The sequence below is a fragment of the Ruegeria sp. A5 genome (genome assembly GCF_056543005.1).
Genome location: NZ_JBQGAV010000011.1, coordinates 114,751 through 134,796, shown reverse-complemented (window position 1 = coordinate 134,796; position 20,046 = coordinate 114,751). Strand labels below are relative to the sequence as shown.

The 20,046-nt window shown below is 52.5% G+C and carries 16 protein-coding genes; 5 read left to right on the top strand and 11 right to left on the bottom strand.

All coding sequences use genetic code 11. The features are described 5' to 3' along the window. Positions 1-266: 266 nt before the first annotated feature. The 7 genes from ACR0AY_RS19640 to ACR0AY_RS19610 all read right to left on the bottom strand — a co-directional run bounded on the left by ACR0AY_RS19640 (position 267) and on the right by ACR0AY_RS19610 (position 8,030). The gene (locus ACR0AY_RS19640) at positions 267-1,100 is read right to left on the bottom strand and encodes an alpha/beta hydrolase family protein (protein ID WP_170515572.1); all 834 of its coding nucleotides are present in this window, start codon (positions 1,098-1,100) and stop codon (positions 267-269) included. A 58-nt stretch (positions 1,101-1,158) separates the two neighbouring features. Continuing rightward, entirely contained in the window at positions 1,159-2,853 is a 1,695-nt protein-coding gene (locus tag ACR0AY_RS19635) for an adenylate/guanylate cyclase domain-containing protein (RefSeq protein ID WP_170515576.1), read from the bottom strand. After that, positions 2,850-3,329 carry a GFA family protein gene (locus ACR0AY_RS19630; RefSeq protein ID WP_170515578.1) on the bottom strand — a complete coding sequence of 160 codons (480 nt, stop codon included), beginning with the start codon at positions 3,327-3,329 and terminating at the stop codon, positions 2,850-2,852. The genes ACR0AY_RS19635 and ACR0AY_RS19630 overlap by 4 nt, the downstream gene beginning before the upstream one ends. 308 nt (positions 3,330-3,637) lie before the next feature. Next, a complete protein-coding gene (locus ACR0AY_RS19625) occupies positions 3,638-4,768 on the bottom strand; it encodes a M24 family metallopeptidase (protein ID WP_480454519.1) in 1,131 nt (376 codons plus the stop codon). Positions 4,769-5,012: 244 nt separating this feature from the next. Further along, complete coding sequence (locus ACR0AY_RS19620; protein ID WP_480454518.1) at positions 5,013-5,930, bottom strand: homocysteine S-methyltransferase family protein; 918 nt, start codon at positions 5,928-5,930, stop codon at positions 5,013-5,015. 525 nt (positions 5,931-6,455) lie between these two features. Continuing rightward, positions 6,456-7,235, bottom strand: coding sequence for a methyltransferase domain-containing protein (locus ACR0AY_RS19615; protein ID WP_170515586.1), 780 nt, complete (start codon positions 7,233-7,235; stop codon positions 6,456-6,458). A 222-nt stretch (positions 7,236-7,457) separates the two neighbouring features. Further along, positions 7,458-8,030 (bottom strand): peroxidase-related enzyme, encoded by a 573-nt coding sequence (locus ACR0AY_RS19610; protein ID WP_170515589.1) that lies wholly within the window; start codon positions 8,028-8,030, stop codon positions 7,458-7,460. A gap of 367 nt (positions 8,031-8,397) precedes the next feature. Between ACR0AY_RS19610 and ACR0AY_RS19605 the strand changes: the two genes are divergently transcribed. Next, positions 8,398-9,324, top strand: a complete 927-nt coding sequence (locus tag ACR0AY_RS19605) for a DMT family transporter (protein ID WP_170515593.1) — start codon at positions 8,398-8,400, stop codon at positions 9,322-9,324. A gap of 175 nt (positions 9,325-9,499) precedes the next feature. Further along, on the top strand, positions 9,500-9,916 hold the full coding sequence (locus ACR0AY_RS19600) for a c-type cytochrome (protein ID WP_170515595.1): 417 nt from the start codon (positions 9,500-9,502) through the stop codon (positions 9,914-9,916). Between the two features lie 154 nt (positions 9,917-10,070). Here ACR0AY_RS19600 and ACR0AY_RS19595 read toward each other — a convergent pair whose 3' ends face one another. Then, positions 10,071-11,774 carry an alkaline phosphatase family protein gene (locus tag ACR0AY_RS19595; protein WP_170515598.1) on the bottom strand — a complete coding sequence of 568 codons (1,704 nt, stop codon included), beginning with the start codon at positions 11,772-11,774 and terminating at the stop codon, positions 10,071-10,073. 269 nt (positions 11,775-12,043) lie between these two features. Here ACR0AY_RS19595 and ACR0AY_RS19590 point away from each other — a divergent pair, with 269 nt between their 5' ends. From ACR0AY_RS19590 to ACR0AY_RS19580, 3 genes are read left to right on the top strand one after another with little or no spacing between them, the layout of a single operon-like run. Further along, on the top strand, positions 12,044-13,039 hold the full coding sequence (locus ACR0AY_RS19590; RefSeq protein ID WP_480454517.1) for an HlyD family secretion protein: 996 nt from the start codon (positions 12,044-12,046) through the stop codon (positions 13,037-13,039). Next, complete coding sequence (gene rbbA / locus ACR0AY_RS19585; RefSeq protein WP_170515604.1) at positions 13,036-15,735, top strand: ribosome-associated ATPase/putative transporter RbbA; 2,700 nt, start codon at positions 13,036-13,038, stop codon at positions 15,733-15,735. The genes ACR0AY_RS19590 and rbbA overlap by 4 nt, the downstream gene beginning before the upstream one ends. After that, entirely contained in the window at positions 15,736-16,860 is a 1,125-nt protein-coding gene (locus ACR0AY_RS19580; RefSeq protein ID WP_170515606.1) for an ABC transporter permease, read from the top strand. A gap of 323 nt (positions 16,861-17,183) precedes the next feature. Here ACR0AY_RS19580 and ACR0AY_RS19575 read toward each other — a convergent pair whose 3' ends face one another. The 3 genes from ACR0AY_RS19575 to ACR0AY_RS19565 all read right to left on the bottom strand — a co-directional run bounded on the left by ACR0AY_RS19575 (position 17,184) and on the right by ACR0AY_RS19565 (position 19,332). After that, entirely contained in the window at positions 17,184-17,804 is a 621-nt protein-coding gene (locus ACR0AY_RS19575) for a cysteine hydrolase family protein (RefSeq protein WP_170515609.1), read from the bottom strand. Positions 17,805-18,083: 279 nt separating this feature from the next. After that, positions 18,084-18,851, bottom strand: coding sequence for a DUF302 domain-containing protein (locus ACR0AY_RS19570; RefSeq protein WP_480454516.1), 768 nt, complete (start codon positions 18,849-18,851; stop codon positions 18,084-18,086). 106 nt (positions 18,852-18,957) lie between these two features. Then, positions 18,958-19,332 (bottom strand): DUF4345 domain-containing protein, encoded by a 375-nt coding sequence (locus ACR0AY_RS19565; RefSeq protein ID WP_170515615.1) that lies wholly within the window; start codon positions 19,330-19,332, stop codon positions 18,958-18,960. Between the last annotated feature and the right edge of the window lie 714 nt (positions 19,333-20,046).

Here is a 20,046-nt window from a genome sequence, read left to right as displayed (position 1 = left end):
GTTCAGCCAGAAAAGGTCGCTCATATCACCGCTCCGTTTTCCAGCTCGTGAATCACGCAGCGCTGCCGAAATCAATGCATCCTGACCCTAGTGATGGCGGCAGCCGGTTCACAGGAAACCGGGCCATTGGATGCCATGAAAACAGCTATCCGCTCTGCATTTCTAACTAAAATCTAGAAGACGTGCCTTTTGGCCAGCCGAGCGACCCACAAGCTCTTCTAGGTCTCACCGTGGCAAAACCAAATTTCATTGGAATTGATGGTGCGTCAGTTTTCCAGACTTTCAAACCAATCAAGCGCTATGGAGCTCCATCCTTTTGGGTAACCGTGCCCTCCGTCGTGCAGAATGATTTCGAGACTACCGTATTCACAGTTCCAGCGTTTGCGCCACAGACCTTCGGTCATTTCGTGGTGTGCAGCATTGGGTGGGCATTTGTTTTCTTGCCGCCACATCGACAGGCCTTGCCAGATATCTGCTTGCGTGATGGTAACGTCAAACTCCTCGCTGTGTATTGCGCGACCTTCAAGCGGAACAACTTTGTCGGCAAACCCGTGGGTATGGAGCAAGTGTACCGGCTTTAGACAATCTTCGGTCGCCGGGAGCCAGAAACCACCGGACGCCGGCGCGTAACCAAGAGCCAAATCCGGTGCATTACAAGCAACTTCCCAGACCATTGATCCGCCTCTGGAAAACCCTGTCAGCAAAACCCGGCCCACATTCACGTTTGCATGAAGGGCAGCGTCAGCCAAAACTTCACGGAGAAACCTTACGTCAGAGCGGGGGTAGGTGTTCCAACCGTCTCGAACAGACCAGTCGGTGGGTTTACCATCCAACCAAGGGAGCGCGGTCGGCGCGATAAATGCGTATCCTCGCTTGGTAAATTCTTCAACAAACGCCGTGTTCCCTACAATCTTCTCACCTGTACCCCCATAACCGTGCAGGTGCATCACAGCAGGTCCACCCTGCCAATCGTCCGGAAGGACGATATGATATTCTCCGGTTTCAATTTTGCACGACTTTGTTTTGTCACCACAATCAAGGGCGATTGCCTGCCCTGAACTCACGAGTAAAACAAAAACGGCCATTACTTTGTTGTGCATAATGTCCCCCTCGGGGATTGATGTTAGCTCACTTCAACACAAAATTTCCCGAGAGAGCTTACTCGGGCAGCCCCAACGCGCGAAGCCCATCCAGGATTGCGCCCCAACGTGTGGGGTCCTGAAAATGGAACCTGCGCACGCCGCTAATCCGGAAGTCCGGATCTGACGCCAATAGGGCCTCCCGCGCCCTTACTCCTTGATCAGGTAATCCAGCCTGACCAGCCGCGCTGGCAAGATATAATTGTGCGACCGGCAACCCCGGCGAGTTTTGTAGAGCCCGGTTGGCATTGGCGATGGCATTCTCGAAGTCGCCCATAACCAGATATGTCTGGGCCAACGCTTGTGGGACACGGTGATATATCCGGTTCTTGGCCAGAGAAAATGACCCCTTTTTGATGGAGTTCAGCGCTAACTCTGGTTGGCCCATCAGGTTCTGAATCCAGCCCAGTACCATATGTCCCTGGGCAAACTGCGGACTGATTTCGAACCCACGTTCAACACACCGCACCGCCGCATCCAGATCGCCAGTAACACCGTAGTGAAAAATCCCCCGGATCAGGTGCAAGTAGTCGCTTTGATCATTCAACGATACCGCCTTGCTCAACCCGGCGTCGGCCGCTTCGATATCCTCCGGATGTATCGGACGGTAACCCCATACCAATTCGCCGATCAACGTGTTCGCCTTCATCCCAACGGCCATAAAATTGCGTGGCTGGAGTGTCAGGATCCTGTCCAACAGACGGCCCGCAGCCTCCCATTCTTCAGGCTGCGATCCCATCATGTAGTGCCCCGCAAGATTCAGCATTGCCTCGGGGTCGTTTGTCTCTGTCTCAGCTGCGTGCTCAGCAATTCGTTGCAGTATTCCATATCGGATCGTTGTCGCGATTTCCCCTGACAACAGATCTTCTGCCGCGAAAGGGTCGGAAAGATCACCGTTCATCCGTTGGGTCAGATAGGTTGCTGACGTGCTCGTTTCGCGCAATTTAAGTGTTGCGCGGACCTGGTTGCCGGACGCCTGAAACACAGCGGTGGCGATATGGTCCGGGCCCGCCTCGAGCGCGATCAGATCCAACCCTGTAAGATTGGCAAGCGCCGCCTCTACCGTGTGATTGCAGGCTTCTGCCAGCATCTTGGCATCATCATTGCTGCCAAGGGCTTCGAATGCCGCGAGGGCTATGGTCGGTTTCCTGGATGTACCACCGATGGGTGGTGTGCTGACACTGTCCTGCGCACCATCTTGGTCCGGGGGCCAAACAAAGGCGCGGATCGGGCGCGAGATGTTTTTTAATGTCAATTCACCGACATCAGCGAACAGCTCGTCCATTACGCCAACGATCTGGTCACGGACGGCAGCGGAGATGCAAATCCCGCCCGTTGGGGCAGCACCTTCTAAGCGAGCGGCAAGATTCACACCGTCGCCATAGATATCACCGTCATCCACAACCACATCGCCTATGTGAAGGCCCATGCGGTAACTGATCTGCCGATCTTGAGGCACGGATTCTTCCTCTGCGCGAACCGCTTCTTGCGCCGCTATCGCGAACCGCACCGCTTCCACAACGCTTGAAAATTCGGCCAGAAATCCATCGCCTGTCGACTTGATGATCTTACCCCCAGCCTGCTTGATGCCGGGGTCGAACACGGACAGGCGCAGTTCTTTCTGACGCGCCAGTGTGGCTTCCTCGGCAGCTTCCACAAGCCGCGAGAAGCCGACAATGTCGGCAGCCAAGATCGAGGTAAGTTTGCGCTTCACCCTTGGGCTCGCGTGTTCAAGGAAATCCAACCGGTTTTGTCTGGTTCGGGCATAGCGACACCATCCCCTCCGAACGATGTCGGAACCGTCTTCCACTTCGGCAGGCCGTCGGCCATGTCGAAAACACGTTCGCCATAGAAGATGTGAAAGGTTGGCTCAAAGCTCAACGCGGATTCGGCCAGCGACATCGCGTAAACCGCGACGATGTCCTTACCGGGTTTGATATTCACCAATGCACCCCCGCATTTACCACAGGAAACACGACGGCTTTCATCATTCTTGTCCGATTGAACCGTCGGTCCCGACAACGAGACATTGTCTGCCGACCAGAGACACCATGCATTAACCGGCGCCGAATGCCATTTTCTGCAAGAGTGGCAATGACAGTACGCCATGACCATCGGCTTACCGGCGGTCGAAACACTACATGCGCCGCAATAGCAGATTCCTTGGTAGGATTCAGTATCGGCACTCATTTTCCCTCTACCCCCCAATCGAGCAATGGCTGTTAACGTAAGTTTTCCGCTACGCCTTTTTCTCCAATGCCCTGTCAGTTATACATTCCAATCGCCGGGTCCCAAAGTAGCTTATTCCCCTCTGAAACTGCACTTTCGAAGGTGCCGATTATCCTTCCAACTTCGCGCACCCATTCGCGTTTCGGATGTCTAAAGATGCAACGTAATCGCGAGATCGTGGAGTAAAATTTTCAAAATGTTGAGGCCCGGCTCGCCATCTCGACCATTCGCTGTGTAAGTGCATTCAAAAGACGGCGCTGGTTGGAAAGTCAAAGGATAACTGCATCCAAGGACTTTGGATGTTCTGTTATTGCTTCCCAGCCATCTTCGGTGATTATGAAACTGTCGCCGACCTGCGCACGAAATGTATCGACTGATACTGAACCATCAACAGCGAAAACCATCCCTGGCTGCAATACTGTCGTGTCGCCGGTGACCAACTGCGGCTTTTCCAAAAAGCTATAGCCAGTCGCACGGCCACACCGGAACGGGTATTCAAACCCCGCCCCCTGTATAACCTCGGCATAGGCCGCATGGACACTTTCGGCGGTCACACCTGGGCGCAGCTCAGCCAGTGCGGCGGCCTGACTTGCTACAGCAACCTCATAGATATGCTCTTGTTGTTTATCCGCCATCTCACCGATCCAAAAGGTGCGGTCAAAGCCAAGTTTGAAGCGGTGAAAATTGGTCATACCGCAAAAGCACAAAAACACCGGTTCGCCCCGTTTCATAATCCGGGTTGAGGCGCGATGATGGGTTTTGGTGATGGTATCGCCCGACGCCATTATTTGCAGAAAATGAGTGTTGGGCGACATATCCGCGTCATCGTAATGCGCCACTAAAAGCTCCGCGGCCTTTCGTGTTCCGGCCCGGGACGTGGCAAGCGCAACTTCGAATTCCGGCACTCCATCTGCAATGGCGTTGCGGCCGGCGTCCATCATAGCGCTTGCAACTTGCCCGGCATGCCGGGCCAATTGAAGTTCCTGGGCGGATTTTATCATTCGCATTTCAGCCAATATCGGTGTGGCACTGAGCAGATTTTCCACCGGGACCAACGTATCCAGGTATGCCCGCACAACTGGTGGCATATGATCAGGCTCGATACCAACACGCTTTGCAGTCTTGACCGCTTTGGGTAACTCCAGCCGCCACTCTTCACCCATACCGTCATTCCAGGCCGCGATACGATCAACATGAGCCGCCGAACGTGCCGCGTTCAGGTCTATTGTCGGCGTGATCAGCAGGCTTTCGCCAGACCTGTGCACAACCAGAATGGTTGGGCGTCCGAACTCCATATGGAGGTAGTCATAATAGCCTGTCAGATAATAAACGTTGTCGTCATCGGTGATGAGAGCAACGTCGATTCCGGCTTCTTGCATATGAGTGCGAAAGCTTTTCATCCTCGAGGCAAACATCGTCAGTCTCCATCCTGAATGTATCAGTTGAGCTTCTCAAATTGAGTTGCGTGATCGAGACCGTAGTACACGTTCGGTCCACGGTCTATCAAAGCAAAATCAAGCACCTGTCTTGACGCTTCGCCTGCATTTTATCGGAATTACTTCTCTGATCACTGATTTTCCCGTTAAAGCCTATCATCAAGCTTCACGCATACGGTGATATGCCGCCGTAAGTAAAATAGCAGCGCTATCTGCGACCTACCTCCAAAGCCATTTCCCTCAGGTGTCGCATATCCGTACCGCAGCAACCGCCAAACACCCTGATAGACGGGTTTTCCCGCAGGACATCCGCAATTTCTTGGCCGAGCTGCGCGGGATCTCCTTCATCCAAGGTATCGGCCTCATCCAATTCTGCGTGCGAACAACTTGATGCATTGGCAACAACACCTTTGAGCCTTGGATGCGCGTTGAGCGCGTCGGCAAAGTGCGTCGGGTGTGCGCAGTTGACCATGTGGAACAGAGCTGCGCCGTCTGTTTCTGCTTCGATCTGGTCTATGGCATCAACAAGTTTTGTGCCGTCAGCCAAACAGCCATCGGTTTCGACGACCAATGACAAAATGATGGGTAAACCAATATCTCTTGCAGCCAGAACACAGCCAGCAGCCTCGCTTAGGCGGTTGAACGTGTACGCGGTCACCAGATCAACACTGGTTTCTTTCAGAACAGCGAGTTGCACACTGTGGTAGCTGCGCGCCTGTTCAACTGTCATGGGTGGGATGTCAGCGTAAGGATCGTATCTTGGGCCAACGCAGGCGGAAACCAAAACGTCATCCCGCCCAGAGGCATTGCGCACCTCCTCCATCAGTGCGACACCATCCTTGTTTACCTCACGAAGACGTTCAGCATCGTAGCCCAAAGGTGCAGCACGGTCGGCATTGGCCATCCATGTCGGTGCGTCGAGAATGCACCCAACACCCATATCGCCGGCCAATTGCACGAGCGCTTGCATTTGTCCGGCCAGAACAGCCCGGGTGTCAGGCTTCTCCAGCAAGGGAAACGACGCAAAACCCGGAAGCTCGATACCGTGATTAAAAATCAGGTCCGTACCTGTACCTGCATAAACCAAAAATTTCTTGTCACCCTCGCCTGGAAGTCTCCGCGCCATTTTGCACCCCTCGAACACCGGCATTACTCCGCATCCACAATAACAATGATCAGATCTTCTGCAAAACTGAGGTGTTTACTTGTCCGTTCGGACGCTTTCTGCATTTGCGGTATCGGCTAGGCATATCTAGGCGCGAACCACCGGAGATTCTGAACAAGCGTGGCTGTACCGTTCTAACCTTGAACATCGAGTGTCGAATCGTCTCACTATGTGAGACCTACAGCATGCTGACCAACCCTCCAAATAAGTTGCTTCAGTCATTTGGGCACGCGTTAAGCTAGAAGGTTCCCAGAACTACGCGGTGACATTGGAGAGGATCTGCACAATGGATTAGTCGCCGAGTATCGCCGTCGAGCAAGAGAGCGCACTCTTTTTGGCTATCAGGTTTTTGAAACACTGATTGCGAGACGGCCTTAAACTCTTGGCATTCGAGTGGCGACGGTAGACAACCGCCAGCCGCCAACCTTGCTCCATACGATGGTTTAGCGCGCACGGCCGAGGTCAAGTGGCAGTATTGTGGAACGATCAACCCTTTTTGCGCGCCACGACGATAAATTGGGTCATCGAAAAGAAGAAGCGTCCAGCTTTTGCAAGGCCGAGCTGCTCATCGAACCACGATTGCGCAACAGCGGGATCAACATGGTCATTTGCAACAGCGTATTGCTTCATGAGGTGCATCATCATGATTGCGAGGCCATCAGGCTTTAACTGGTGATCTGTCATTGTGAACGACAAGACATTTTCCACATGGTCGCCGCGAGCCTTTATCAGTGCAGGCAGTCTTTCCGGGAAGGAACCACTCACAAAGTGATGGTTCCAGGAAGCCAGCATCTTTTGCATTCTGCCGGGCTCGTCGCTGAACCAAATCAAGCTGCCAAAGTGTAGATCGCTGATGACAAGGCACCCGCCGGGTTTGATGCACCGCAGCGTGTCAGCCAGTGCACCGTCTACATCGTCGATGTACTCAAAGACCTGTACCGAGACGGCCTTGTCGGCACTCTCATCCTCAATGGGCAAGCTATTTGCGGCACCAGCACGAAACTCCACGTTTGCGTAGTCGCTGCATCGTTCTTTAGCGGCTGCTGTCATGTCGGCGCTTGGGTCAATCCCGATGACATAGCCATCCGAGCCAACTGCACGGGCTAGCTCTGCTGTTAACATCCCGTTGCCACAACCGACGTCCAAAATAGTTTCACCGGGAGCCGGGCACAGCGCATCAAATGAAGCCTGTCTTCGCCGCGTCAATTCAGCTCCTTGATAGGCGATTTCAAGTAATCTCGTTGTTTCAGCGTCAAACTTAAGCAACTCGCTCCCCTTACAAAGACCACAAGTCTCCAAACCTTATCAGAAAATGGGCTATCTACGAAAAGCAGGATGGATCGTTGAGTCTTGAGCATGGATCCACCAAAATAACTGAAGGTGCCGACTGGTATCGACGTATTGGTTAACCTCGGGAGATAAGGCCGCTTCTGCCGCGATATCGGGCCAGCTTTTTTGTCGTCGTTCGAAAGTTCGAGCAACATCAAATCATGGGATGTCGAGGCCGTTCTCTCGTCCGAAATCGGTATAGAAAGTGTCGCTGCGGTATCGATCCAAAGTGGCTTCGTCTGCTTGTCTTGGGTCGTTGCCAGGGCTCTGGACACCGGTTCCTTCTATGAAACGGTTCACGAGATTAAAGACACCACAGACCTGGATAGCATCGAACAGCGCGCTCTCTGACCAGCCTGCCGCGTAGACCGCATTTGCGTCGGCTTCTGTCATTCGTGATGGCGAGACGGTGAGCTTTTCAATGTATGCCAGTAACGGTTTGAGATGGTCTTCGATTGGTGCCGTATCGCGGTCTTCCATCAGTGCCTCGATTGTCTCGACCTCAATGCCGTAGGCTTTGGCGAAAACGATGTGTGCGCCATGGCAATACGCACAAGCATTCAAGCCCGAGACATAGGCTGCAATCAATTCACGTTGGGCAACCGATAGGTCGCTCTCTCCTCTCATCACCAAGCTTTCGTAAGCACAAAGCGGAGAAAGCTTGTCCGGAAAGGCTTGATAAACACTTCCCAGTGTCGCGTTCTCGGGCAGAGATGGAAACAGGCGTTTCATTCAATTCTCTTTCAATCTTGCTTTGGATCACTTCATCTCAAAATGAGGAAGCAACGATGTGTACGCAACCTTAACGCAAATCCGGGTTCCGCACAGAATTTCTGTTGGAACACTACGAACGGCAGGTTTGCCTAACGAGACCCCAGCAAGTTCGTCGTTTGGTTAAAGGCAATTTCGTGCGGTTCTCATAAAATATGCAAAGTCCGCTTTCTGCGCATTTCTGTCGTTGGGGCATCGTGCAACATCGGTCAATTTGGGCTCAGTGCGGTCGCTCAGAAAAATTCAGTGAACGACCGGTGTGCGGGACAAAGCAGTCTTTCGTAGAATCTCTGAAGACGAAGATGCAAATGCGTGATAGCTCCAGATTATGGCAACGACATCTGCGCGAAATCGACCATCCATCCCTTACGCATTTGCCGTTTTTGGTGTTCTTTTTGCTTCAATCTGTTTCGGCCTGGTTCCCTACTTCAGCCGCAGCCTAACCGAACAGGGCGTTGCACCCTATGCGGTCGCATTCTACCGCTACATTGTTGCGGCCCTTCTTCTGCTTCCTGTTCTCATTGTGCACCGAAAAGAATGGCGAGAGATCACTTGGGGTCTTTCAGCCGGAGCCGTAATGGGGCTTGGTTGGATCGGATATGTAACGGCGCTGGAGAAGCTGCCCGCATCGACAGTGGGTGTGCTTTACATGACCTATCCGGTGTTCACCTTAGTTGTCGCTTGGGCTGTGTTTGGCGATGCACCCACGCGACGCGCCATGTTGGCCGCTAGTCTGATTGTGGTGGCAGCTGTCATTGCTGGCTCGCCTGCGTCAGTGGCTGGGGAACATCTACCAACGCTGCTGCTATCCCTTGCTGCCCCATTTGGGTTTGGCTTCGGAATCTGCGTCCTGGTCCACAGGTTGTCACGGATTGCGCCGTTGGCACGTATCGCGTCAGTTTCTCTGGGGTCTGTTCTTGGCCTCGCCCCGCTCATCCTTGGTGCTGAGGTTGGAGAGCTTCTCCCAAGCGAACAATCCGATTGGCTTTTCATTGTTGGTATTGGTCTGGTGACCGCTTTCGTGCCTCAGCTCATCTACACGATTTGCTCGCCTGTTATTGGAGCTTCCCAAACTGCGGTCGTCGGAAGTATCGAATTACCCACGATGTTTGCCGTGGGATATCTTGCTTTTGGCGAAGCCATCTCTTTTCCTCAAGCTTTTGCATGTGCCTTAGTGCTGGGCGCAATTGCGATCACAAGAAGTAAAAAGACGCGCACCGTATCGACCGTGCTTACAAAATCACCGAGGCGGTAGCATTGGGCTCGGCGCTGCCGTTCTCTGAGGTAAGCATCACTGGCTGTTTGCTGCCCGAAGCGGGTAGCGAACGTTATGTGTTAAAGGACCGACGTTGACCGGCGGAAGATGTCGGTCCATTTTTGTAGTAGTGTACTCTCGTTTAGCAAAGGACCTCCGGATTATGAGGTACTTTATGATCGTTGCAAGCATGGGCATTTCTTCGGTTGCAACGATATCTGTGGCCGATGAGTTTTCGAACCTTGGCAAAGACCTCTTTGTTGAGCATTGCGCCAGATGTCACGGAATCGATGCATCTGGAAAAGGACCTGACGCAGCTGATTTGAAAACAGTGCCTGCTGATTTAACAAAGATTTCCGAACGCAGAGGGGGTGTGTGGCCCATGTTGGAGGTCATGTCGATCTTGGACGGTTATTTGAAAGTTCAAGAACCTCGCGATGACATGCCTATAATCACCGAATTGAATGACGGCCCTACTGTCGAATTCGATACGGGGAATGGTTTGGTTACGCGTATTCCTTCCAGACTTATCGATATTGCTGAGTATTTGGAGAGTATTCAGTCTCCGAAGCCGGAACGATATGTTCCGTGAAGGTCTGCTCCGCATTTGTGCACACTAAAGAGTGCTGCGTTGGGCGGTTTCCGTAGTCGCCAAGAAGCAACGAATATGAGGATCGCGTTGTGGACGATGCCGCCGCGGTTTTGCCTAGCTTGCTTCAATATCAGGACTCGCGCTTCACAGTGGTCTAATCCAAGACTTCTTGTAACACTTCACCGCTCGCACCATTAGGACGTGCCGTGCTCAATAATGCAGACAGAGTGGATGCGAGAGCAGTCGTGCAAACACGGCGTGCGACCCGTTGCGGTATTAAGTTCGTTCCAGCAAAGATAATCGGCACATGTGTGTCACCGCGCCACGGTGTCCCGTGGGTGGATGTGACGGACAGACCATCGAAGTCTGCGATGAACCAGCCGGGTTTGAAGACTACGTATATGTTCCCGGATCGGGTGGGGTGGTAGTTGTTGCGGACCAAGCGCATGATGTCGGTATCGGGTAGGAGATTTGCTTCGATAGCCGTACTGGGGACGGCGAATGCCACATCGGGAAAGGATAGAAGCTCTTCTGCAATAGCTGACTCCAGCGTGGGTAAATCAATATCACTGCGAGCCAATACTTCGGGGGCGATATTGAGATAGGGGTGATTATAACCTTCAAGCAATTTCCCGGTGATCCCAAACCGCTCCTTAAGCTTGGCTATCTGTTCCGTCGGGTCCCATGTGTCCGGAGCAACAAGGCCAGTTCGGATGCCAACACCCTCCAAATAGCCCGGCGCATCGGTGGTGCCGTGGTCCGCCGATAGAACGATCAAAACGTTTTCCAGCCCAATCCGTTCGTCGATAAACGCGAAGAGATTCATGAGAGTCTGATCGAGGCGGTATATCGTATCCTCGGCTTCAAGACTGGAAGGGCCAAACACATGGTTGACGTAATCCACGGACGAGAAGCTAACCGCCAGATAATCCGTTACCGCGTCTTGCCCGATACCCTCGGCATCAATCAATCGTTTGGCAAATTGCGCCGTCAGATCGTCGCCAGCGGGACTAAGTGTTAAAAAGGTCGTAAAGTAGGGATTTTCCAGCGGGTCAAACCCATTTTGCGTCGAAGAGTAGCGATGAGGAAAGGTTGTGCCGAACCCGGCGACATCCGTCTCCCATGGTTGGTTGTCGCGGTCGCCAAAGAGATAGGTTTCCTTTGGGTGCATCAACTCCCAAGAGGTTCCTTCAAAGGAGGCGCTCGGCGATGCGTCATTCCATGCGGAAACCCAATCCGGGTATTTGTCGTAGTAATAGGAGCTTGTGACAAAACGATTTGCGGCTTTTGAGAACCAGAAGGCTTTGCCGCTTTGTCCCGCCATTGTAATAGCCCCACGATCTTTGATTGAAACTCCAAAGACCTTGGCCGCGCCAGCAGTGGAAGCGCTTAACTCGTCCGAAAGCGTCGTAACAAGCATGGCGCGTGGTGACCGCCCATCTGTGCCAGCTGCCGCCTGTGTTGGGTCAATTTCAATATCGTCATTGACGCCAGCGCCATCTCCAAGAAGCGGAGCGGTGCTGTCTTCAACGTTGTAGACAACGCGGTCCAAGGTTCTGTCGAACCAAATGTTTCCGATCATCCCGTGCACTGCCGGTGTTGCCCCGGTCGCCAATGTGGCGTGCCCGACAACCGTCTCTGTATTGGCATGGCAATGATGGGCGTCCAGATAGTGTACACCGTTTTTTAGTAAATACTTAAGGCCACCCTCCCCAAGATTCTCAAAGTAGCGTGTCGGCAGATCGCCCCGAAACGCGTCAACGGTCAGCTGCAAAACGAGACGAGGAGGTTCTTGCGCATACGCAGGAGCGATTGAAACCAACCACAAAGACAAACAAGCTCTCAGTGTTTTGGTCATAGTGCTTCCTTTCGCTGTATTGCGCAGCAAGTTGGCGGCGACCGCAATTGCGCGTTAGAACACCCGTTTCAATACCAAACTGATAACAAAAACGCTTCAAGTCTACTTCTTCCGACCTATCGCGAAAGAGCCTGCAACACCCAAGCCGGTGTTCATACAAACAAATTCTTGGAACTGAGGTGCCCGGATCGGTTTTGATCCAAAACAAGGCTTTGAGTCTTTTGAGACACTAAACTCTGCGCCAGAAACCCTGTTTCAGGTGAAACGCTATGACCAAAAACCTATCGGTTTTTCTTATTTTGGCTGGTTTAGTAATTGCTGGTGCGTTGCTGTATGTCGTTGTTGCCGAGGATGGCGATGAATTGCCGGCCGGATTTGTGCAAGGAAACGGGCGGGTTGAAGCGGAACAAGTCGAAATAGCACCAACTAATGCAGGTCGGGTTGCGAAGGTAACGGCAACAGAGGGCAGTATGGTTGCAGCCGGTCAAATCCTGGCCGAAATGGACATAGATGAGCTATCTGCCGCCCTGGACCGGGCTAGAGCCGAGGTAGCCTTGGCAAATCAGACAAGGGCCGAAGCAGAAGCGCTCGTTGTGCAACGCGAAAGCGAACAGCGCAGGGCCGAGCAAGAGCTTGATCGTGCCACGGCGTTGCTGGCAGGACAAAACATCTCCAAAACTATTTTTGAAGATCGCGATACCACTCATAAGGTTGCTACAGCAGTATTGGGCGCCGCCAAAGCCCGAGTTGCAACCGCGGAAAGCCGTATTGCTGCCGCTGAGGCGGAAGCTCGCAGGATTGAGGCACAGATTGAAGACAGCGCTCTAGTGGCACCTTTGCCCGGACGCGTGCTTTACCGGCTTGCAGAACCCGGAGAGGTGGTTGGCGCGGGCGAACCAATCCTGACTATTCTTGGCCTTGAGAATGTTTACATGGAAGTTTTTCTTCCGGCGCGTGAAGCCGGACTTTTGCCCATTGGAGCTGAGGCTCGCATCGTGCTCGACGCTTTGCCGGAATATGCGATACCTGCATATGTGAGCTTTGTTTCTCCCGAGGCACAATTCACCCCCAAACAGGTCGAAACCCTGGATGAGCGAGAGCAACTGGTTTTTCGCGTTCGCGTCCGCATCCCAATAGACTTAGTTGAAAGTCGGATTGAGCACGTCAAAACCGGTCTGCGCGGCGTCGCGGTGATCCGGCTGAACCCAGCTGCTGCATGGCCTGAGGCGCTTGAACAACGCATCCCAGAAGAGCTGTTCGAATGAGAGTAGAGGATGACGCCTGCGATATTCACATTTCAGGTGTTACGCACCGTTATCGCAAGCATGTTGCATTGGATTCTGTTTCGTTGGAACTGCCAGGCGGCCAGCTTGTTGGCTTTATCGGGCCGGATGGGGTGGGAAAGTCTACACTGCTTGGTTTGATCACCGGCGCAAAGAAACTGCAATCCGGCAATATCGACGTTTTAGGCGGCCCGATTGGCAATTCTGGCCATCGACACAGCATTTGCCCAGCCATCGCTTTCATGCCGCAAGGGCTAGGTCGAAACCTGTATCCGGAGCTATCTGTGCGCGAGAACCTCGAGTTCTTCTCAGGTCTCTTTGCTCAAGGGCATTCAGAGCGGGACGAGCGTATCGCAGCGCTATTGGCTGCGACAGGGCTTGCGCAGTTTGAAGACCGTCTGATGGGCAAGCTCTCGGGTGGGATGAAGCAAAAACTAGGCCTTTGCTGTGCTTTAATCCATGACCCCAAACTATTGGTTTTGGATGAGCCAACGACCGGGGTCGACCCGTTGTCGCGTCGGCAGTTCTGGGCTTTGATTGACGCAATCCGAGAAAAAAACCCTGAACTGTCGGTGTTAGTGTCGACGGCGTACATGGAAGAAGCCGACGGCTTTGACCGGATTGTCGCAATGGACGCGGGTCAAGTCATCTTTCAGGGGAAGCCCGCTGAATTGAAAGGGAGTGATGTCGACCTCGAAGTTGCATATCGGCGTCTGAGAGCACGGGAGTTGCCTGTCGAACCGGCGGGGGAAAACAAAACGAATTGGCAGATCGAAGCAAGCCCAGTGATAGTTGCGCGTGGACTGACACGACGCTTTGGTGATTTCACTGCTGTGGACAAGGTCGACTTCACAATCAATCGCGGAGAGATATTCGGGTTTCTCGGATCAAACGGTTGTGGCAAGTCCACGACAATGAAGATGCTGACTGGCTTGTTACCTTCAAGCTCAGGTGAAGCACTGCTGTTTGGCAATCCTGTCGATGCGTATGATCGCAAAATGAGGCGTGAAATAGGCTACATGAGCCAGGCCTTTTCCTTGTATAGCGAGTTGACGGTCCATCAGAACCTACAATTGCATGCGCGGATATTTGCAATTGCCGACCGTGAACAACGTGTTGCGGAACTCACAAAGCGCTTTGGGCTCGAGGAGCACCGGCATACGTTGGCGACGGCACTGCCACTAGGGATTAAACAGCGACTGTCGCTGGCCGTAGCAGTGATCCACCGTCCGCGGGTTCTAATACTCGACGAACCAACATCCGGTGTGGATCCAGAGGCACGCGATTCCTTCTGGGACTTGTTGATTGAGCTGTCGCGAAATGAGTCGGTAACGATCTTTGTGTCCACTCATTTCATGGGTGAGGCGGAACGCTGTGATCGCGTTTCGTTTATGCATGCTGGTAGAGTTCTAGCCGAAGGTACTCCTGCTGACCTGATCGCTGTTGAAGGGGCGGAAAACCTTGAAGACGCCTTCATTTCGATATTGGAAGCAGCAGAAAAACCAGTCTCTGTTGTCGCGCCAGAGGTGGGTTTTAGGACCAAATCCCAAGCCGGGGGAGGAATGTTTTCTCGAGTATTGGCATATGCGCGGCGCGAAACCGTTGAAGTAGCTCGCGACCCGGTGCGTCTGGCTTTCGCGTTTCTGGGTTCTGCTATTCTAATGTTAGTTTTTTGCTTTGGAATTACGCTGGATATCGATGAGCTTGAATTTGCTGTACTTGACCTTTCTCAGGGGCCGGAGAGTCGTGCTTATTCGGCTGAATTTGCCGGATCGTCCTACTTTAAAGCCACATCGCCGCTGCAAAGCGCCAGCGAAGGGCGCGACCGTCTAGTGGCAGGAGAGGTCTCTCTGGTTGTTGAGTTACCACCTGACTTTGACCGAAAGATGAGTACGGGTGAACCGACCCAGATACTTGCAACTGTAGACGGTGCTATCCCATTTAAGGGTGAGACGGTTGAAGGTTATGTTTCCGGATTGCACCAATCATTTCTCGCGGAATATGCCCTTAACAATGGCAAAAGCCAGATAGATATCGCCAGGATCGAACCCCGGTTTCGCTACAATCAGAGCTTTGAAAGCATCGCCGCGATGGCTCCGGCAATGCCTGCCATACTACTAATTATGTTGCCAGCTGTTTTGACTGCCGTAAGCGTAGCAAGGGAACGAGAGCTGGGGTCAGTTGTCAATTTCTACGTGACACCAACCACGCGGCTTGAATTTTTAGTCGGCAAACAAATTCCGTATATTTTGATCGCCTACGCAAATTTTCTGCTTTTGGCCGGAATGACCGTTTTTCTTTTCGGGGTGCCGCTAAAAGGAAATCCTTTCCCTTTGGCTGTTGGTGCCCTTCTTTACGTTTGGGCAACGACATCCTACGGGCTGTTGATCGCTACAATGACATCCAGTCAGGTGGCCGCGACATTTGCAACTGCCATCGCCTCAGTTGTTCCAACAATCCAGTTCTCAGGACTGTTGCAACCTGTTTCAACGCTTGAAGGGGGCGCACAAGTGGTGGGTTCACTTTGGCCTTCCTCATATTTCCTACACCTAAACGTTGGTGCTTTCACCAAAGGTTTGGGTTGGGAGGCCCTTGCGCCAGACATTCTGGCCCTCGCCTGCTTCGGACCCGTTCTGACACTGATCGCAGCCCTCTGTCTTCGGGCTCAGGAGAAGTGAATGCGGCGCTTCTACTGCATATTCTGGCTAGGCTTGAAGGAAGTGATGAGCCTGCGCCGTGATTGGGTGATGATGGCCTTGTTGGTTTGGTCTTTTACGCTGGCCCCGATCATGGAAGCAACGGGAGTGGCAAGTTCTGTAAACAACGCCTCGATAGCGTTTGCGGATGAAGACGACTCGCCACTTTCTCGAGCACTTGCCACAGCGTTTTTCCCACCAGAGTTCCAACCAGTCGTCCAAATCGAACCCGGAAAAGGACCTGCGTACATGGATGCTGGGCGCTTTATTTTCGTTGTGGCTGTGCCCCCCGGATTCGAAAAGGATCTGCGCGCAGGGCGCAGTCCGGAGATTCAAGTTCTTATTGACGCAACCGCTATGGAACAAGCCGGTATTGGTGCAAACTACATCACCAGTATCCTGAGCGCTGAAATACATCGCTATGCAATTGGTATCGATCTAGTAGATGCTCCCTCAATCAGTGTCATTCTAAGAAGCGCCTTCAACCCAAATAGAGATACGGTACGTTTTGCTGGTATCGTTGCTTTAATAGGCCAGATCATGTGGCTCACAACTATTTTGACCGGAGCGGCAATGATTAGAGAACGAGAGCACGGGACTATTGAACATCTTCTTGCCATGCCTCTTGCTCCATTTGACATTGCCATTGCCAAAATTTGGGCGAATGCAGCAGTGGTTTTGGTCGCGGCTGGTCTTTCACTAACCTTTGTGATGCAGGGTTCTCTGGGTATTAGTATCGCTGGATCCAAGATGTTGTTTTTGGTTGGCACGGCGTTGTTTCTTTTTACTGCGACGGCGCTTGGGGTGTTTCTGGCAACCATTGCACGCTCAATGGCGCAGTTCGCGCTTCTGGTCATGTTGATTGTGCTGCCAATGCTAATGCTTTCAGGTGGAGAGACCCCAATTGAAGGGCAGCCGGCGTGGTTGCAGGCGGGTACTTTGGTTCTGCCGTCACGCCATTACATGTCAGCAAGTCAGGCTATTGTTTTCAAAGGCGCTGGTATTGAGACTGTCTGGCCGGAATTCGTTTGGATGACGTTGTTAGGAGTTGCTTTGTTACTAATGAGCCTACGGCTTTTTCGGCGTTCTCTTGCTCAGATCAGCTAGCGCTCCAATCTGTTGGCTGTGACAGATTGGAGCGCTAGCTGATCTGCCTCAGAAGACAGTTTGGAAATCTGCTCGGCAGAGGTCAGGGCATCAGCGATTGTCTAAGCGTTAGCTTCAATATCTATAGTCATATTCGCATTTAAATCGCCGACGGCTGGATTACGGTGCAATCGAAGTTTTAAAGGGCCATAGTCGCAAACTCAAAGGGTTGTACTGAAATTGCCGTTTCCTTCTGCATCGAACGGGCAAGTCCAAGGCGTTCAAGCGACAAAAATCTCCGCCCGTTTCCGCACCCCAACTGGTACTAGCGGTTCGATTGCAATTTAGAGCGACGAGATGGCCTTGATCACTGCTTCTCGGTTCTGAATCGCGCCGGTTTGAAGATACTCCATAGCTTTGAGAGCAGCTTCATGGGCTTGGACAGAGGACCCGCCAACACAGTCCTCTACAACGCGGCAGAAGTAGTCTGATTGGTGGCCATCGACGAATGTGTAGTGCACACAAACATCTGTTAGCCCGCCGCACAACAAAAGTGTGTCTATTTTTAAACCTCGCAGCAGGATTTCGAAATCGGTGCCAAAAAATGCAGAATACCGTCGCTTCGGTACGATGTAGTCACCTTTGCGATATCCCATCTCATCTTTTGCAACTTCCGTTCTTGGATCACCTTCGAGACAGTGTATGTCTTCATCACCATCCAGTTCACGGCCGAAGTCTATCCTATCGGGACGATGGACTTCTTGGATGAAAATGACGGGCACTTTGCTCTCATGCGCGGCGTCAACCAAATCACGTGCAGCGATCATGCGATCTTTGTAGCCCGGCATGTTGTCGATGGAGCGTACTTCGCTGTCATCAATAAACGTGCTCTTTTGAATGTCGATTAGGATTAGGGCAGGTCTACCCTCGATCAGTTTCCTGGCTTGTTTGGTTTTAGTTGTCATGTTCGACCTCTAATTTGCCAGGTCGTCCTGAAAAAAAACGCCCTTGCTTGGCCGGGTCGTCCCAGCGGGCAGATCAAACTTGACTAAATGTGCAACTGATTACGGTCAAGGGTGTGCTGCGTTGTTGTGGAATGAAAAGCATGTGTCCGCGCCTAGGGCAACATTGCCCGCAAAGCCGCCGCCAGGGGTTAAGTGTAGCGATGGTCTGTACCCAGCCCAGAATGGGCAGCTAAATACGGAATATAGCAATTCAGAAAAATTGTGACTTCCAACCAGCGGCTACTCAATTGCAGTGCGAAAGGTTGAGGTAAGCCGTTTGTTCAAACCGTGATGAGGATCGGCTGAAGAACCGTAGTGCAATTCCGCCAATGCAGCGATGTCATTGAAAATAACTACGGAGCCGCCTTCTTCATTCGCGTAAACTAGTAGTTTTTGGCAAAAGGCATCCAAACCAATTGCCGGAAAGCCCGCCATAGCTACGCCACCGGGTGCTGGTCCGCCGAACAGTAAAAGTACCGCCTCCGGCAGGTCCACCCCCAGTTGGGACGCTTCGGTCGCAAAATCGATTTCCCCAAACCACACAGTATCGTCCTGTCCCATCACAGCTGTCCTGAGACGTTCTACTGCCTCTGGTACGCTGAGCAGAGTTTGCAGTTCGATGACCCCATAGTCGGCAAACAATCCGCTGGTTGGCGCTGGTGTTGCATCCAAGTCGTTTAGAACTTCGAGCATCTTGCTCTCAAATGCATTTAACGCTTGGGTGTCATTCAGACCATGCCGCACTTTGAGAAACTGAGAGTCTGTGTAGGCGATCTGTGGACGACCATCCTGATCGAAGGAAAGAACTCGAAAAGGAAGGTCCAGACCTGCTCGCACGTTCTCTTTCAGAATGGGCGTGTTTATCTCTGGATCAGAGAAAATGAGCACACGGGACGCTGGCGTTTCTACGTCTTCGGCTTTGGCCAGACGCGAATGATCTATCGATGCGATTGGAGTAGCTCCCGCTTCGTCAACGGCAGTCTCAAGCACTAAGAAGTTTTCGTCCACCGCACTCTGGGCAGATGACGATTGTGCCAGAGCGGATGTCGAAACTGATGAAGTTGCAATCATCGAGAGAACAAAGAAAAACCTCAGCACCTTATCACTTCCTGTTTCATTGTACTTTTTTTAGAGAAACCGCCGCCAGAGCTGCAAAAGCTATCTCGGCCGCAAGATAAAAGAGAAGTATCCCGTTCGGAACTCCATCGATAAGAATGCTTAGTATGCGTCCAACGGCCAGTCCCGACATAAACAAAAAAAGAACCCAAAGCGCCGGTCGTTGTAGATCTGGTTTCGCCACGGCCGCTAACCAAAACAAAGCGTTTGCCAGGTAAAGTCCCATAATCGCACGGAAGACATGCGTCTGGTTCGTTCCTTCCACCGAAAATCCCAGCAAAACTGGGATCGAACTGCTTGGCATCAGACCGTATGATAACGCGATTGGCATGAGGCCGACGGCAGCAAGCAGAAGGACCAATCTAGCACTCATGGAGGACTCCTTCTCGTAGAGGTTTCGCTTTTTTGCGAAATTCCTAGTCGGTTTTTTGGGGCATCCGATGATTCGAGCCGGATGCCCAAACAGCACTCAGAAAGGCATATTGTATGCCTCATTAACCTTCTGAGAGATGACACCTTCGGTTGATGTCTATTCGTCAACTTAACCTTGGTTGGAAACCAGCTTCCCACTCGGAAGAATTCCTCTAAGGCTTCAAGATGTGCCTGGCGCTACTGCTGCTTTCGTTTGACCGAAATAATGCAGCCAGAGTGTTTTGGATGCCGAGCAGGTACATCCCGTGCCATTGCGTCTACGTTTCCGAGGTGCCGCAACGCTCCGTTGTTCAGCAACACGCCTCGTCCAGCATCATACCGGCGCTGTCCAAATCCGCTGGCTACGCATTCCCAGTCTTCCTTGGCTGCCGCGTCGCGGAATCTCGGTAGGTCGTGCGGGTCATGTCGTCCAGGTGTTGCTGCGACGTGATCGTGTTTCTTCGCATTACTTTGGTGGGTTACATGGTGGGTCACTTGTGTTGTGCCAGGTTGCTGGACAGTACCGGTTGTCGGCCTCGGCTTGGGGCGCATGATTGTCACGACGCCTTGAGGTTTCGGATGTCCTGGGACGGCCACGTGAGTTGCCGTCGGTTTTGGTGTCAACTGTGGAACCTGGCCAGGAACCGCCGTGGGAACCTGATTGGGGGTTGCGGTT